The organism is Streptomyces sp. NPDC024687 (genome assembly GCF_055559055.1).
The window spans coordinates 137942-151634 of record NZ_JBVHLJ010000003.1; the positions used below are offsets into that span (position 1 = coordinate 137942).

Below are 13693 nucleotides of genomic sequence, written 5' to 3' on the forward strand. Positions count from 1 at the left end.
GGGCCAGGTCACACGGGGTGACCTGGCCTTTTCCCCGGCGTCATGTTCCCGGCGCGCCGCGTTCACCCACGGTTTCGTTCAGCGCTTCACGGCCTTCTTCAGCGCCCGGGCCCGCCGCACCACCCGGCGCGCGGTGGAACTGCGCGGCAGGAAGGCCAGCCGCTCGGGAATGCCGCCGGGCAGGCCCAGCGAGGTGAGCCGCTTGCGCTTGAAGTAGCGCTGGGTGCGCGGCTTGAAGTGCTTGGAGAGGTACCGCTCCGCCGCCGGTCGCAGGCTCGGATAGATCTGCGGCTGCATGGTGAAGCCGACCGCGGTGACCAGGGCGTTCAGATCCCCGGCCGGGATCGCGTCCTCACTCCCGCGGCCCTCCAGGTCCGCCAGCACCGCGTCCGCCAGCACCACCGGCACCCGGTTGCTGTTCTGGTACGGCGTCAGCCGCTCGAGGAGCAGTTCGGTGCCGATGCGGGTGGCCGGCAGGTCGTAGAGGGCGGAGGCCGTGAACAGGGCGGTGGAGAAGCAGCCGACGACCAGTGCGGGCCGGGTCTTCTCGAACAGCACCTCGGCGAGCACCGGGGTGTCCAGGACGGTGAGGTCCACGCCGAGCTGCTCCGCCTCGGCCTCCAGGGCACGGCTGAAGCGGGCCGGCGCGCTGGGGTGCGGCTTGAAGACGACCGTACGGTGCCCCTTGGCGACCGCGCCCTTCAGCATCCGTACGTGCAGGGCCTCCTCCTCCTCGGGGGAGAGGATGTCCAGCGCGGAGAGGTACTGGCCGAGCAGCAGCGCCGCGTCGTCCGGCAGCGGCGGCAACTCCTCGACGGCGGCGGTGAGTTCACCCATCGCCTTGAGGAAGGCGGACGTCGGCACCACGACCGGCGGCACGCCGAACTCGGTCAGCAGCATCGGCGTGAGGCCCGCGATCAGGTCCAGGTGGAGCAGGCGCCGCACGCGCGTGCCGACCAGCGGGTCGAGCTTGCTGCGGGTGGGGCCGTAACTCATCAGCCCGTCGGCGTAGACGTCGACCGGGGCGCCGGTGAAGATCTGGGCGACGGTGAGGGCGGGGGCGACCTGGAGGGACTCCAGGACCAGTTCGACCCGGTCCTCGCCCAGGCCCCACAGCAGCCGCAGATAGCGCTCGAAGAGGGGGACGTCGTCCGGGCGGGGCGTCCAGGAGCCCGGGTGGAAGGGGCGGATGGCCTCGTTCCAGGAGAGCACCTCGTCGAAGTGGTCGCGCAGCGGCGCGAAGCCCGGCATCTCGTCCAGCGGCGTCGAAGTCTCCGGTGTCGCCGTGTTGTTGAACACCAGCAGCACCCGCCGCTCGGGTTCCTCGAAGAGGTCCGAGTCGATCGCGGCGGCCAGCGTGACCGCGCCGTACAGCGTGGAGGCGCAGAAGATCTGGGTCGTACGGGAACCGGTCGGGGGCATCACGCGGCCGCCTTCGCTGTGGTGACCCGTCGCCGCAGCCGCCGCAGCTTGGCGGAACGGCGCAGGTCCATGCTGTCGAGTACGTCACCGAGCGCATCCTGCGGCATCCGCTGTATGGCCGCCGCGCTCATCGCCCGCAGCTGCCTGGCCACGGACGGCTCCCACTTGGACTCGTCGGAGAGATGGTGGGCGATGATCGCGCAGTAGGTGCGCACCGCCTTGGGCAGCAGTTTGTCGGCGTCCCGGTCCGCCGCCGTCTCCTCGATGACCTGGTCGAAGGCGCGGATGAAGTCGAGCTGGCGGGCGTCGCCGATCTGGGTGAGGGAGGAGGCCACCCCGCGCCGGTAGAACACGCCCAGCAGGCTCACCACGGCGAACGACTCGGCCTCGCGGTGCAGCTTCCAGATCCACGGCCGGTCCTCGGCCGTGCGCAGCCCGTCGGTGAAGTGCAGCAGGCCCTTGTCGAGCAGACGGCGGTGGTAGGCGCCGGCCCACGCGTACGCGTAGTCCACGGACGTCGAGCGGTCGGCGGGCAGGATCGCGTCCCGCGGGTTCAGCACCTCGCCCCGCCGCCCGATCGGGACCCGGTGCACGGTCCGGGCGCGCGCGACGGTCTGCACATGGTCGGTGCGGACGAAGTCGCAGCCCAACTCCTCGATGGCGGCGACCAGTTGCCTGAGATAGCCCGGCGCGAGCCAGTCGTCGCCGTCCAGGAACGTCAGGTACTCGCCGCGCGCCGCGTCCAGGCCGGTGTTGCGCGCGGTGGCGAGCCCTCCGTTCGTCTCGTGGTGGAGGACCCGCACCTGGGCGACGTCCGACAGCTCCTCGGCCGCACGGTCGAGAATCGCCGGAGTTTCGTCCTTGGATTTGTCGTTCACCAGGATGAACTCGAAATCTCGGCGCGCATTCAGGCGAAGACTTCGGAGGGTGTCAGGGGCGTATTGCTGCACGTTGTAGAACGGCACGATGACGGAGAGCTTGGGCACCCGCAAAACGCTAGAAGGCGGTCCGGCAGCGGAACTTTCCGGAAAGGAGACTGGGGGTGAACTCGATGTGTCGGAACGGTGCATCCCGTGTACTTCCGAGTCCTCGGCGGGCCAGTTCGGCTCTCGGTGGGCTTTTGTTAACTTCTCGTTGATTCGCGGTTGGGCGGGACCTAGAAATTCCTTCCTAGCGTCGTCGTCGTGCCGCCAAGTACACCGAAGCCCCTTCGAATCGCCGTCCTCGCGGACTCCGACACCCGCTGGAAATGGGGTGCGCTGACCGCCGACCGCATCGCTCCGGATCCCTCCATGGAAGCCGGACGCCGAGGCGGGGCGCAAGCAGGCCCCGCGCTGGACGGATTCCTGCTGCGCGGCCGGGCCACCCCCACCGCACGCCAGCTCGAAGAGGTCGGCGTGCGCGCGGACTCTCTGCGGGAGGTCACCGCGGCCGAGTTCCTGCGGGCCATGGCCGAGACGTCGTACGACCTCGTCGTGCTGGCCCTGGTCGGCGGCGGGGTCCAGGCGATGCTGCACGGGCTGGGGCGCGTCTGGGAGGGCCTCGAGAAGCGTCCCGTCGTCGTCACCGGCTATGTCGGTGTCGTCTACGAGAAGCTCGCCGACGGCCTGCTCCTGCGGCACGGGGCCGACCTGGTCCTCGCCAACTCCCGCCAGGACGCCGAGCGTTTTCGCGCGGTGTACGAGGGCGTGGGCGCGGACGCCTCGTCCGTGACCGAGGTGGCGCTGCCGTTCCTCGGCGGTGCGGCCTACGAAGGCGAACACGCCCCGTACACCGTGGTGTTCGCGGTCCAGCCCTCGGTGCCGGACAACCGCAAGGACCGCGTGTACCTGCTGAACCGGCTCATCCGGCACGCCCGCCTCCACCCCGAGCGCGAGGTGCTGCTCAAGCTGCGCTCCCGGCCCGGCGAACACACCACGCACATCGAGGAGTTGCCGTACCAGAAGCTGGTCCAGCGACTCGAACCGCCGGCCAACTTCCGTCTGGTGTACGGCCACATGGGCGAGGTCCTGGACCGGACCGACCTGCTGGTCACCGTCAGCTCCACGGCCGCGCTGGAGTCACTGCACCGCGGCATCCCGACGGTGGTGCTGACCGACCTGGGCATCCGCGAGGTCCTCGGCAACCACCACTTCGTCGGCTCCGGCTGCCTCGCCTCCTGGGACCAACTGGACGCGGGCCACCGGCCGGTGCCCGACGAGGAGTGGGTGGCCCGCCAGGGAGTGGTCGCTGGGGGAGGTTCGTACGCGCACGCCTTCGACGGGGCGCGCGAGCGCATCACCAAGCTGCTGGCCTCGCCCGAGCTGCCCCCGCTGACCCCGTACTACACACCCGTCACCGCCCCCGGCTACCTCCCCGGCATCCTCGCCCGCCATCACCTGGGCCCCGACGGCACACCGCTGCCCGGCGCCCCCGCCCACGAAAGGGAGCCGGGCCCGGTCCGCCGGATCGTCCGCCGCGCGGCCCGCGGCGCCTACCGGCACGGGGTGCAGCGCGTGGCTCCGGTGATCCGGCGGATGGGGGAGCTGTGAACACCTTCCCAGGCCTCTCGCAAGGAGCAGACCCCATGTCCAACCCGCAAGCGGGCCAAGGCGCTTCGGTGCGCCGGGTGCTCGCGGTGATTCCCGCGCGCGGCGGCTCCAAGGGCGTGCCCGCGAAGAACCTCGCCCCTGTCGGGGGAGTGCCGCTGGTGGCACGGGCCGTACGCGAGTGCCTCGCCACCCGGCTGGTGACCGATGTCGTGGTCTCCACCGACGACCAGGCCATCGCCGCCGCCGCCCGCGAGGCCGGCGCCGAGGTCGTGCTGCGCCCCGCCGCCATCGCCGGTGACACGGCGACCTCGGAGGCGGCCGTCCTGCACGCCCTGGACACCCACGAGGCCCTGCACGGCGCGGCCGTCGACGTGGTGGTGTTCGTGCAGTGCACCAGCCCCTTCATCGTCCGCGAGGACATCGACGGGGTCGCCGCCGCGATCGTCGAGGACGGCGCGGACACCGCCGTCACCGTGGCCCCCTTCCACGGCTTCATCTGGCGGGACGCCGAGTCCCCCGAGGACGAGGCCGACGCGGCCACCGGCGGCGGCCACGGCGTCAACCACGACAAGTCCTACCGCCCCCGCCGCCAGGACCGCCCCCAGGACCTCCTGGAGACCGGCGCCGCCTACGCGATGGACGCGCCGGGCTTCCGCAAGCACCAGCACCGCTTCTTCGGCCGTACGGAACTGGTCCGCACGGACCCCGCGCGCGTGCTGGAGATCGACGACCCGCACGACCTCGCGAGGGCCCGCGCGCTGGCGCCCCTCTTCGACGCCGACCGCGCCGGAGCGCTGCCGTCCTTCGACGACATCGACGCGGTCGTACTGGACTTCGACGGCACCCAGACCGACGACCGGGTACTGATCGACGCCGATGGAAAGGAGTTCGTCTCCGTGCACCGCGGCGACGGACTCGGCATCGCCGCCCTGCGCAAGTCGGGCCTGAAGATGCTGATCCTCTCCACGGAGCAGAACCCGGTCGTCGCCGCCCGCGCACGCAAGCTCAAGATCCCCGTGCTGCACGGCATCGACCGGAAGGACCTCGCGCTGAAGCAGTGGTGCGAGGAGCAGGGCATCGCGCCCGAGCGCGTGCTCTACGTCGGCAACGACGTCAACGACCTCCCGTGCTTCGCCCTCGTCGGCTGGCCCGTGGCGGTCGCGAGCGCCCACGACGTGGTACGCGGCGCCGCCCGTGCGGTCACCACCGTCCCCGGTGGCGACGGCGCGATCCGAGAGATCGCCAGCTGGATCCTCGGCCCCTCTCTCGACTCCCTCGACAAGTAAGGAACGTTCCCCTCATGTCTGTTAACTCCCGCCTGCGCACCTTCGGCACCGAGCGCATCGCCGGTCCCGGCCAGCCCGTCTACATCTGCGGCGAGATCGGCATCAACCACAACGGCGAGCTGGAGAACGCCTTCAAGCTCATCGACGTGGCCGCCGAGGCCGGCTGCGACGCCGTGAAGTTCCAGAAGCGCACGCCCGAGATCTGCACCCCGCGCGACCAGTGGGACATCGAGCGTGACACGCCCTGGGGCCGGATGACGTACATCGACTACCGCCACCGCGTGGAGTTCGGCGAGGACGAGTACCGCCAGATCGACGCGTACTGCAAGGAGAAGGGGATCGCCTGGTTCGCCTCCCCGTGGGACACCGAGGCCGTCGCCTTCCTGGAGAAGTTCGACGTGCCGGCCCACAAGGTGGCGAGCGCCTCCCTGACGGACGACGAGCTGCTGAAGGCGCTGCGCGCCACCGGCCGCACGATCATCCTGTCCTCCGGCATGTCCACCCCGAAGCAGATCCGCCACGCCGTCGAGGTCCTCGGCTCGGAGAACATCCTTCTCTGCCACGCCACTTCGACGTACCCGGCGAAGGCCGAGGAGCTCAACCTCCGGGTCATCAACACGCTCCAGGAGGAGTACCCGAACGTCCCGATCGGCTACTCCGGCCACGAGACGGGCCTGCAGACCACCCTCGCGGCGGTCGCCCTCGGCGCGACCTTCGTCGAGCGCCACATCACCCTGGACCGCGCGATGTGGGGCTCCGACCAGGCCGCCTCGGTGGAGCCGCAGGGCCTGCAGCGCCTGGTCCGCGACATCCGCACCATCGAGGCCTCCCTCGGCGACGGCGTCAAGAAGGTCTACGACTCCGAGCTCGGCCCCATGAAGAAGCTGCGCCGCGTCACCGGCGTGGTCGCCGAGGCGGAGATCGCAGCGGCGGCGGGCGAGCCGGTCTCGGTCTGAGCCACCAGGTACCGGGTCCCGGGCGACTGTCCGTCCGGGACCCGGTGTTCACTACGCGCGCCTCATGAGCGCCTTACGACGGGACGGTCGTACGTCGATGAGCCCCCGCGCCGGGAACACCGGCCCCCGCACTCTCGCGTTCGTGGAGAGCCCGGTCCAGCTGCTCAACGTGCTGGAGTGGGCGCACGGGCACGCGCCCGGCGCGCAGCTCACCCTCGTCGTGCTGTCCCCCACCGACCCCATGACCCGCGGCCAGCTGCGCCGCATGGCGGAACTGGCCCGCGAGGAGGGCCACGAGGTCCGCTGGGAGGAGGCGAGGGGCGGCCCCGCGGCCCCCTTCCAGACCATCGGCGGCCTGGCGGGCATGCTCCGCAGAGCGGACCGTATGGTCCTGGGCGACCCTTTCTCCCGCTATGTCCAGCTGTTGCTCACCATCACCAGGGCCTCCGCCGTGGTCGTGGTCGACGACGGCACGGCGACGATGGAGTTCGTCGCCCAACTGGCCCGCGGTGAACGCCTGGTGCGCTGGCACCGCAAGGGCGGCCGCCCGAGCCCCCGCGACCTCGCCTTCGCCCCGATATCGGCGGCGGCCCGCAAACGCCTGACGCCGGGGGAGGGCAGGGAAGTCGAGATCTTCTCCTCGATGCCGATGGCGGAGACCCCGGCAGGCGTGACGGTCTCGTCCCACTCCTTCGCCTGGACCCGCGGCCGCTTCGGCCCGCCGCGCATCACGAAGGGCGCGGACATGGTCGGCACCTCGCTGGTGGAGACAGGCGTGGTGGACGCCGACCGCTATGTGGAGGCGGTCACCCGCCTGGCCAAGTCCCATGGCGCGACCCGCTACTTCGCCCACCGCCGCGAGTCGACGGAGAAGCTCCACCGGCTGGCCGTGGAGACGGGGCTGGAGATCGTCCGCCCCGACCTCCCCCTCGAGCTGATCGCCCGACGCGGACCCATCGGCCGTACGATCCTCAGCTTCCCCTCGACGGTCGTGCACACCCTGCCGCTGGCGTTGGCGGGCACGGGGGTCCGCGTGGCGGTCTGCGACATCGACCCGGAGTGGCTGACGGAGACGGCCTCGCCGCGGGCGCAGGGGTTCTTGTCGGGGGTCACGGGGACGGCCCGGGATGTGCATCGGTTGTCGGCGGTGGCGGCGGTGTGAGTTCGGGCCTGGCCGAAAACGCCCAAGTCGCTCTCAGCCGCATCGTCTAGCATCGTCGTTCACTTGTGCGACGTTCGATGAGGGTGACGACGGGGGCGGCTGGCGTGGATGCCGAGACGTTGCGGCAGGGCAACCTGTGTGCGGCAGTGGGGGAGTTCCGGCGCAGCCAGGTACTGGTGCCGGTCGTGGACGGGTCGTTGCTGTCGGCGGAGGCGGGCGGGATCCGCTGGCTGTTCGCGTTCACGGATCTCCCGGCGCTGGAACGATTCGCCGAGGCGCGGGGTGAGGCCGTACCGGAGCGCGTACCGGTGTACGGCGCGCGTCTGCTGGACCAGGTGATCCCGAGGGTGGACGGTCCTACGGGGATCGCGGTGGACGCGGGGAGCCCGACGGGTCTCGTGCTGCCCCCGGTGACGGGGATCGTGCCGGACGCGGTGGCCGTGGACGTCGCTTCGAAGGAGTCGGCGACGTGAGCGACGGCTACCAGGTCGATCCGGAGGCGATGGAACGGATCACCCGAGGCATCAACCAGGCGATGGCGGAGCTGAAGGAGTTCGGCTTCGACATCGAGGCGAACCTGGGCCGCGGCTTCGACGACCTCTCGATGACCGGACTGGAGGTGGGCGACGACAGCCTCCAGCAGGTCTTCGCCGACTTCTGCGACCGCTGGGGCTGGGGCGTGCGCTCGCTGATGCAGGACGCGAACGAGTTCGCGGGCCGACTGGGTCTGTCGGCGGGGATCTACCACGAGCAGGAGCAGTACGTCTCCGACACCCTGAAGTCGGTGTGGACGGCCGGTACGGGCAACCCGTACCTGACCCCGGACGAGGTGAAGGCACGTTCCTGGTCGGAGACGCTGAAGGACAACCCGGTCAGCCAGGTGGCGAACGCGGACTACAGCGCGGAGTCCTTCACGTCGGGCGCGGACGAGGTGAAGGCGGCCTGGACCGAGGCTGCGGAAGACGTCTCGACATCGACGGTGACACCGGACGCGTTCTTCGATCCCCGGACGGACTGGCAGTGGAGCGGGCCCCCCTCTTCGAGCTCTGACGGGGAGGGCGAGGACTGATGGGCTTCGGGGATCTGGTCGACGACTTCGGCGACGGTCTGGAGAGCGCGGCCGACGGCCTGAACAAGGGCGTCGGCGAGGCAGTCAACTGGGGCACGGACAAGACGGCGGGACTGCTGTCGGACGTGGGCGCCGACGGCGCGGCCGAGAAGGTCCGCGACTTCGGCGAGAGCGTGAACAACCGCCTGGGCGGCACGGTCGCCGAGCGCGCCCTGGGCGAGAGCGAGGACCCGAAGGAACTCGTCCACGGCAGCGAGCCGGCGCTCCGCGAACGGGCCGGGCACCTGCGGAAGTTCGCGGCCGCCTTCGAGAACGTCGGCCAGGGCATGCGCTCGCTCGACCCGGGCGAGTGGCGGGGCCAGGCGGCGGACGCGTTCCGCGCGAAGTTCGACGTACAGCCGAAGCAGTGGTTGACGGCGGCGGACGCGTGCACGGAGGCGGCCGCGGCGCTGGAGTCGTACGCGGACACGGTCCGCTGGGCGCAGGAGCAGGCGCAGGCGGCGATCGAGAAATACCGGGCCGCGCAGGACGCCTACCGGCGGGCGGCGGACGCCTACGACGCGCAGGTCTCGGCGTACACCCGGGCAGCCGACCGCTACAACGCGACCGCCGAGGCGGGGGGCGATCCGGGAGCGAAGCCGACGAAACCGGGCGACTTCGTCGACCCTGGAACGGCGGGCCGCGAGGAAGCACAGGAGATCCTGTCCCACGCCCGCCGTCTGCGCACGGACGCGGCGCAGGACGCCCGCCGCAAGCTGGCCGCGGCCCTGGAATCGGCCCCGCCGAAACCGGAGTTCACCGACCGCCTGGGCGCTGGCGCGGCCGACCTGTTCGTCGGCACCCAGCTCAACTCGGTCCACGTCCTGGGCGGCCTCCTGCGCGGCGGCACCGACGTCCTCAAACTCGCCCGCACGGTCAACCCCCTGGACCCGTACAACCTGACCCACCCCGGGGAGTGGACGAAGAACTCCCAGCTGCTGCTGGCGGGCCTGGTGGGGACGGCGGCGCACCCGGAGCGGTTGCCGATGTCGATCCTGGGGACGGGGTGGTCGAGCGATCCGGGGGACTCGGCGGGGTATCTGCTCTCGAACCTGATCGGAGGGAAGGGCGCGGGCGGCCTGGGCCGGGCAGTTGGGCGTGACGCTCTGCGCGGGCTGGCGAAGGACGCGGCGACGGGAGCCGCACGGCAGGGCACACGCCGGGGACTCATGGACGTCGCCCGGGAACTGAAGTGCAAGCTCTTCGGCAGCGACCCGATCGACATGGCCACCGGCCGCATGTCCCTGCCCCAGACCGATGTGACCCTCCCCGCGCGGCTGCCCCTGATCTTCACCCGCCAGTTCGAGTCGTCGTACCGGTCGGGCCGCTGGTTCGGCCCGTGCTGGACGTCGACGGCGGACCAGCGGCTGGAGATCGATGCCGAGGGAGTCATCTTCGTCCGCGAGGACGGCTCGTTGCTGGCGTATCCGCACCCGGCGCCAGGCGTCCCGGTGCTACCGCTGGAGGGCGCTTCCTGGCCGCTGACGGTGGACGAGTGGGGCGACTACACGGTCACCGACCCGGAGTCCGGCCGTGTCTGGGACTTCGCGGGTCCGGGCGGCGACGGCATAGCCCTGCTTTCCCAGCTGATCGACCGCTCGGGCAGCCAGTGGCTCACCTTCGAGTACGACGACGAGGGCGCCCCCAAGGGCATCGTGCACTCGTCCGGCTACGACCTGAGGATCACAACCGAGGGCGGCCGGATCACGGCCCTGCATCTGACCGACGACATCGAATTGGTTCGCTTCACCTACGACGCGCAGGTCCACCTGTCGACGGTGACGAACTCCTCGGGCCTGCCGACCCGCTTCACCAACGACTCCACCGGCCGGATCACCGCCTGGACCGACACCAACGACTCCTCGTACCACTACGTCTACGACGACGAGGACCGCTGCACGTCACAGGGCGGTGAGGCGGGCCACCTGAGCTACACGTACTCCTACGGCGACCCCGACCCGACCACCGGGCACCGGACGGTAACGGCGGTCAACTCGCTGGGACACAGCACCCGTTACGAGATCAACAGCGACCTGCAAGTGGCAGCGGTGACCACCCCGGACGGCGCCACGACCCACACCACCCACGACCGGGCCCACCGCCCGCTGGCCGTCACCGACCCACTGGGCCGCACGCGCGGCTATGCCTACGACGAGGCGGGCCGCACGGTCATGGCCGTCCGCCCCGACGGCCGCTACACCAGCATCGCCTACGACGCCCAGGGCATGCCGGTGGCGCTGTCCGGCCCCGACGGCACCCACGTCACCCAGCAGTTCGACGAGTTCGGCAACCGCACGGCGGTGACCGACGGCTCGGGCACGACGACCCGCTTCACGTACGACGACCAGGGCCACCTGGAGTCCGTCACCAACGCGCTCGGGCACACTACAAGGGTCCGCTGCAACGCGGCGGGCCTGCCCCTGGAGATCACCGACCCCCTGGGCGCGGTGACCCGCTACGAACGCGACGCCTTCGGCCGCCCGGTGACGATCACGGACCCGACGGGCTCCGTGACCCACCTGGAGTGGACGGTGGAGGGCCGCCTGTCCCGCCGTACGGCGGCGGACGGCACGGCGGAGTCCTGGACCTACGACGGCGAGGGCAACTGCACGGCCCACACGGACGCGTCGGGCGCGGTGACCCGCTACGAATACACCCACTTCGACCTGCTGGCCGCCCGCACGGACCCGGACGGCGTGCGCCACGAGTTCGACCACGACACGGAACTACGCCTCACGCAGGTGGTGAACCCGCAGGGCCTGACGTGGAGTTACGAGTACGACCCGGCAGGCCGCCTGGTCGCGGAGACGGACTTCGACGACCGCAGGCTGACGTACGACCATGACCGGGCAGGGCAGCTGAGAGCCACCACGACCGCTTCCGGCCAGTCGATCCACTTCTCGCGGGACGTCCTGGGCCAGATGATCCGCAAGGAGGCGGCGGGTGCGGTCACGACGTACGGGTACGACCTGACGGGCGCCCTGACGGAGGCGGCGGGCCCGGACGCGACCCTGATCCTGCACCGGGACGAAGCGGGCCGCGTGCTGTCGGAGACGGTCAATGGCCGCACGCTCACCCACACGTACGACGTGCTGGGCCGCCGCACCAGCCGCACCACGCCGTCCGCAGCGACGACGACGTGGTCGTACGACGCGTCGGGCAACCGCACCGGCATGGCGGTGTCGGGCCGGACCCTCACCTTCACGCACGACGAGGCGGGCCGTGAACTGACCCGCCACATAGCCGAGTCGGTCACTCTCACCCAGGCCTTCGACCCCCTGGGCCGCCTGACGAAGCAAGACATCGTCGGCCCGGCCGGCACCCACCTCCAGCACCGCGCGTACACCTACCGAGCCGACGGCAACCTCACGGCCATCGACGACCACCTGAACGGCACGCGCCACTTCGACCTGGACGTGGCAGGCAGGGTGACGGCCGTCCACGCGGCGAACTGGACGGAGACGTACGCCTACGACGAGGCGGGCAACCAGACGCAGGCGACCTGGCCGTCAAGCCACCCGGGCCACGACTCGACCGGCGACCGCACCTACACGGGCACCCGCATCACCCGTGCCGGCGCCATTCGCTACGAACACGACGAAGCGGGCCGCATCACCCTCCGCCAGAAAACCCGCCTGTCCCGCAAGCCGGACACGTGGCGCTACGAGTGGGACGCGGAGGACCGACTGACGGCGGTGACAACCCCTGACGGCACGGTGTGGCGTTACCGCTACGACCCGCTGGGCCGCCGCATCGCGAAGCAACGCCTGGCGGCGGACGGCACCTCGGTCCTGGAACAGGTGGACTTCACCTGGGACGGCACGACCCTCTGCGAGCAGACGACGAGGTCCCCGTCCCTCCCCAACCCGGTGACGCTGACCTGGAACCACCAGGGCCTGCACCCCCTCACCCAGACGGAACGCATCACAGCCGCCGACGCCCCCCAGGACGAAATCGACTCCCGCTTCTTCGCCATAGTCACCGACCTGGTCGGCACCCCGACCGAACTCATCGACGAGTCCGGCGACATAGCCTGGCGCACCCGCAGCACCCTGTGGGGCACAACAGCATGGGCTGCGGACAGCACGGCCTACACACCACTCCGCTTCCCGGGCCAGTACTTCGACCCGGAAACGGGGTTGCATTACAACTACTTCCGGCACTACGACCCGGAAACCGGCCGTTACATCACCCTCGATCCCCTGGGACTCGCCCCCGCACCCAATCCCACTACCTACGTCCACAATCCACACACGTGGATAGATCCTCTCGGCCTGGCGGGGTGCCGCCCCCTGCCCAGGGGGCACAGCTCACAACCGGCTTTCAGGAACGACCCCTATAACCCTGATGTTGTCAGTCGGCGCATTGAGGACATGCGCCGCTTGTACGGGATCGAGGAGCCTCCTCCGGCTGCTAGTGCCAGCGGCATGATCGGCGCCAACGGCACACAAGTGACGAGCAAGACAATGTGGAACCATGGCCCGTATCGCATCGATGTCGAGAACCCTAATCCCGGGCAGCGGGCCGGACAGTTGCACTTCCAAGACCAAAGCAATCTCACCGCGAAATACCAGTATAATTTTGAAACTGGGAACTTCGATGGACTTCCACGCTCCATCGAGAAGGAAGTCGGTAAAAGCCCTGGATTTCAGGCCGGTATTGACAAGGGGCTGCGCATGTTGGGAGAAAATCGACCATGAAGATGAATGCCAGTATGGCCGATCTCCTCGAAGGTGTCGAATTTCGCGTTCGAGAAGAAGACGCACCGGACCAGTTCCGTGCAGTCGTGCGCGAGGGGTGGATTATGGACGGCGAGGCGCAACTACTTAGAGCCCTCTATTCCGGCTACTCCGGAGTTGGGATGCAGGAGTTCGAGGACGTCGTTCACTACGAGGCCACCGTGAACGGTCGCGGCATGATGGACTATGACCTCCCGAAATCCGGCCCCGAGAGGCGTGCGTCACTCCTGCGAAGGTCTCTCGGATACGCCTGCTCAGCCCTGCTGGCCGTACCGGCCAGCCAGCGGTGGCCGGCGCTGGGATATATCTCGCTGTCCGAGGGGGGAATCGATGGCGACTCACTCACCGCGCATGTCACTTTCTGCTCTCAGCGACTGGAGCTACCAGCCTACGCAAGCGACATGGATTCCTACATGCACGAGGCGCTGATGGAGATCTCTCAGGGAGATGCGGCAGAATTGCTCAGGAAGTGAGGGATCCCCTTTTTTC

Annotated in this window: 10 protein-coding genes; 8 read left to right on the top strand and 2 right to left on the bottom strand. The window is 69.9% G+C overall.

What is annotated here, in order from left to right:
- Positions 1-78: 78 nt before the first annotated feature.
- Both ACZ39I_RS12445 and ACZ39I_RS12450 read right to left on the bottom strand, forming a co-directional pair.
- Positions 79-1422 carry an alpha-2,8-polysialyltransferase family protein gene (locus tag ACZ39I_RS12445; RefSeq protein WP_467244481.1) on the bottom strand — a complete coding sequence of 448 codons (1344 nt, stop codon included), beginning with the start codon at positions 1420-1422 and terminating at the stop codon, positions 79-81.
- Entirely contained in the window at positions 1422-2408 is a 987-nt protein-coding gene (locus ACZ39I_RS12450) for a glycosyltransferase family 2 protein (protein WP_467244482.1), read from the bottom strand. The genes ACZ39I_RS12445 and ACZ39I_RS12450 overlap by 1 nt, the downstream gene beginning before the upstream one ends.
- 198 nt (positions 2409-2606) lie before the next feature.
- Between ACZ39I_RS12450 and ACZ39I_RS12455 the strand changes: the two genes are divergently transcribed.
- The 8 genes from ACZ39I_RS12455 to ACZ39I_RS12490 all read left to right on the top strand — a co-directional run bounded on the left by ACZ39I_RS12455 (position 2607) and on the right by ACZ39I_RS12490 (position 13677).
- On the top strand, positions 2607-3953 hold the full coding sequence (locus tag ACZ39I_RS12455) for a DUF6716 putative glycosyltransferase (protein ID WP_467244483.1): 1347 nt from the start codon (positions 2607-2609) through the stop codon (positions 3951-3953).
- A 35-nt stretch (positions 3954-3988) separates the two neighbouring features.
- A complete protein-coding gene (locus tag ACZ39I_RS12460; RefSeq protein ID WP_467244484.1) occupies positions 3989-5239 on the top strand; it encodes a cytidylyltransferase domain-containing protein in 1251 nt (416 codons plus the stop codon).
- A gap of 14 nt (positions 5240-5253) precedes the next feature.
- Positions 5254-6195 (top strand): N-acetylneuraminate synthase family protein, encoded by a 942-nt coding sequence (locus ACZ39I_RS12465; protein ID WP_393600448.1) that lies wholly within the window; start codon positions 5254-5256, stop codon positions 6193-6195.
- A gap of 97 nt (positions 6196-6292) precedes the next feature.
- Complete coding sequence (locus tag ACZ39I_RS12470) at positions 6293-7357, top strand: hypothetical protein (RefSeq protein WP_467245096.1); 1065 nt, start codon at positions 6293-6295, stop codon at positions 7355-7357.
- 104 nt (positions 7358-7461) lie between these two features.
- Positions 7462-7830, top strand: a complete 369-nt coding sequence (locus ACZ39I_RS12475) for an SseB family protein (protein WP_467244485.1) — start codon at positions 7462-7464, stop codon at positions 7828-7830.
- Positions 7827-8426 carry a hypothetical protein gene (locus tag ACZ39I_RS12480; protein WP_467244486.1) on the top strand — a complete coding sequence of 200 codons (600 nt, stop codon included), beginning with the start codon at positions 7827-7829 and terminating at the stop codon, positions 8424-8426. Before ACZ39I_RS12475 ends, ACZ39I_RS12480 begins: the two co-directional genes overlap by 4 nt.
- A complete protein-coding gene (locus tag ACZ39I_RS12485) occupies positions 8426-13165 on the top strand; it encodes a putative T7SS-secreted protein (protein ID WP_467244487.1) in 4740 nt (1579 codons plus the stop codon). Before ACZ39I_RS12480 ends, ACZ39I_RS12485 begins: the two co-directional genes overlap by 1 nt.
- Positions 13162-13677: a hypothetical protein gene (locus ACZ39I_RS12490; RefSeq protein WP_467244488.1), complete on the top strand. Its 516-nt coding sequence runs from the start codon at positions 13162-13164 to the stop codon at positions 13675-13677. Before ACZ39I_RS12485 ends, ACZ39I_RS12490 begins: the two co-directional genes overlap by 4 nt.
- The last annotated feature ends 16 nt before the right edge of the window (positions 13678-13693 follow it).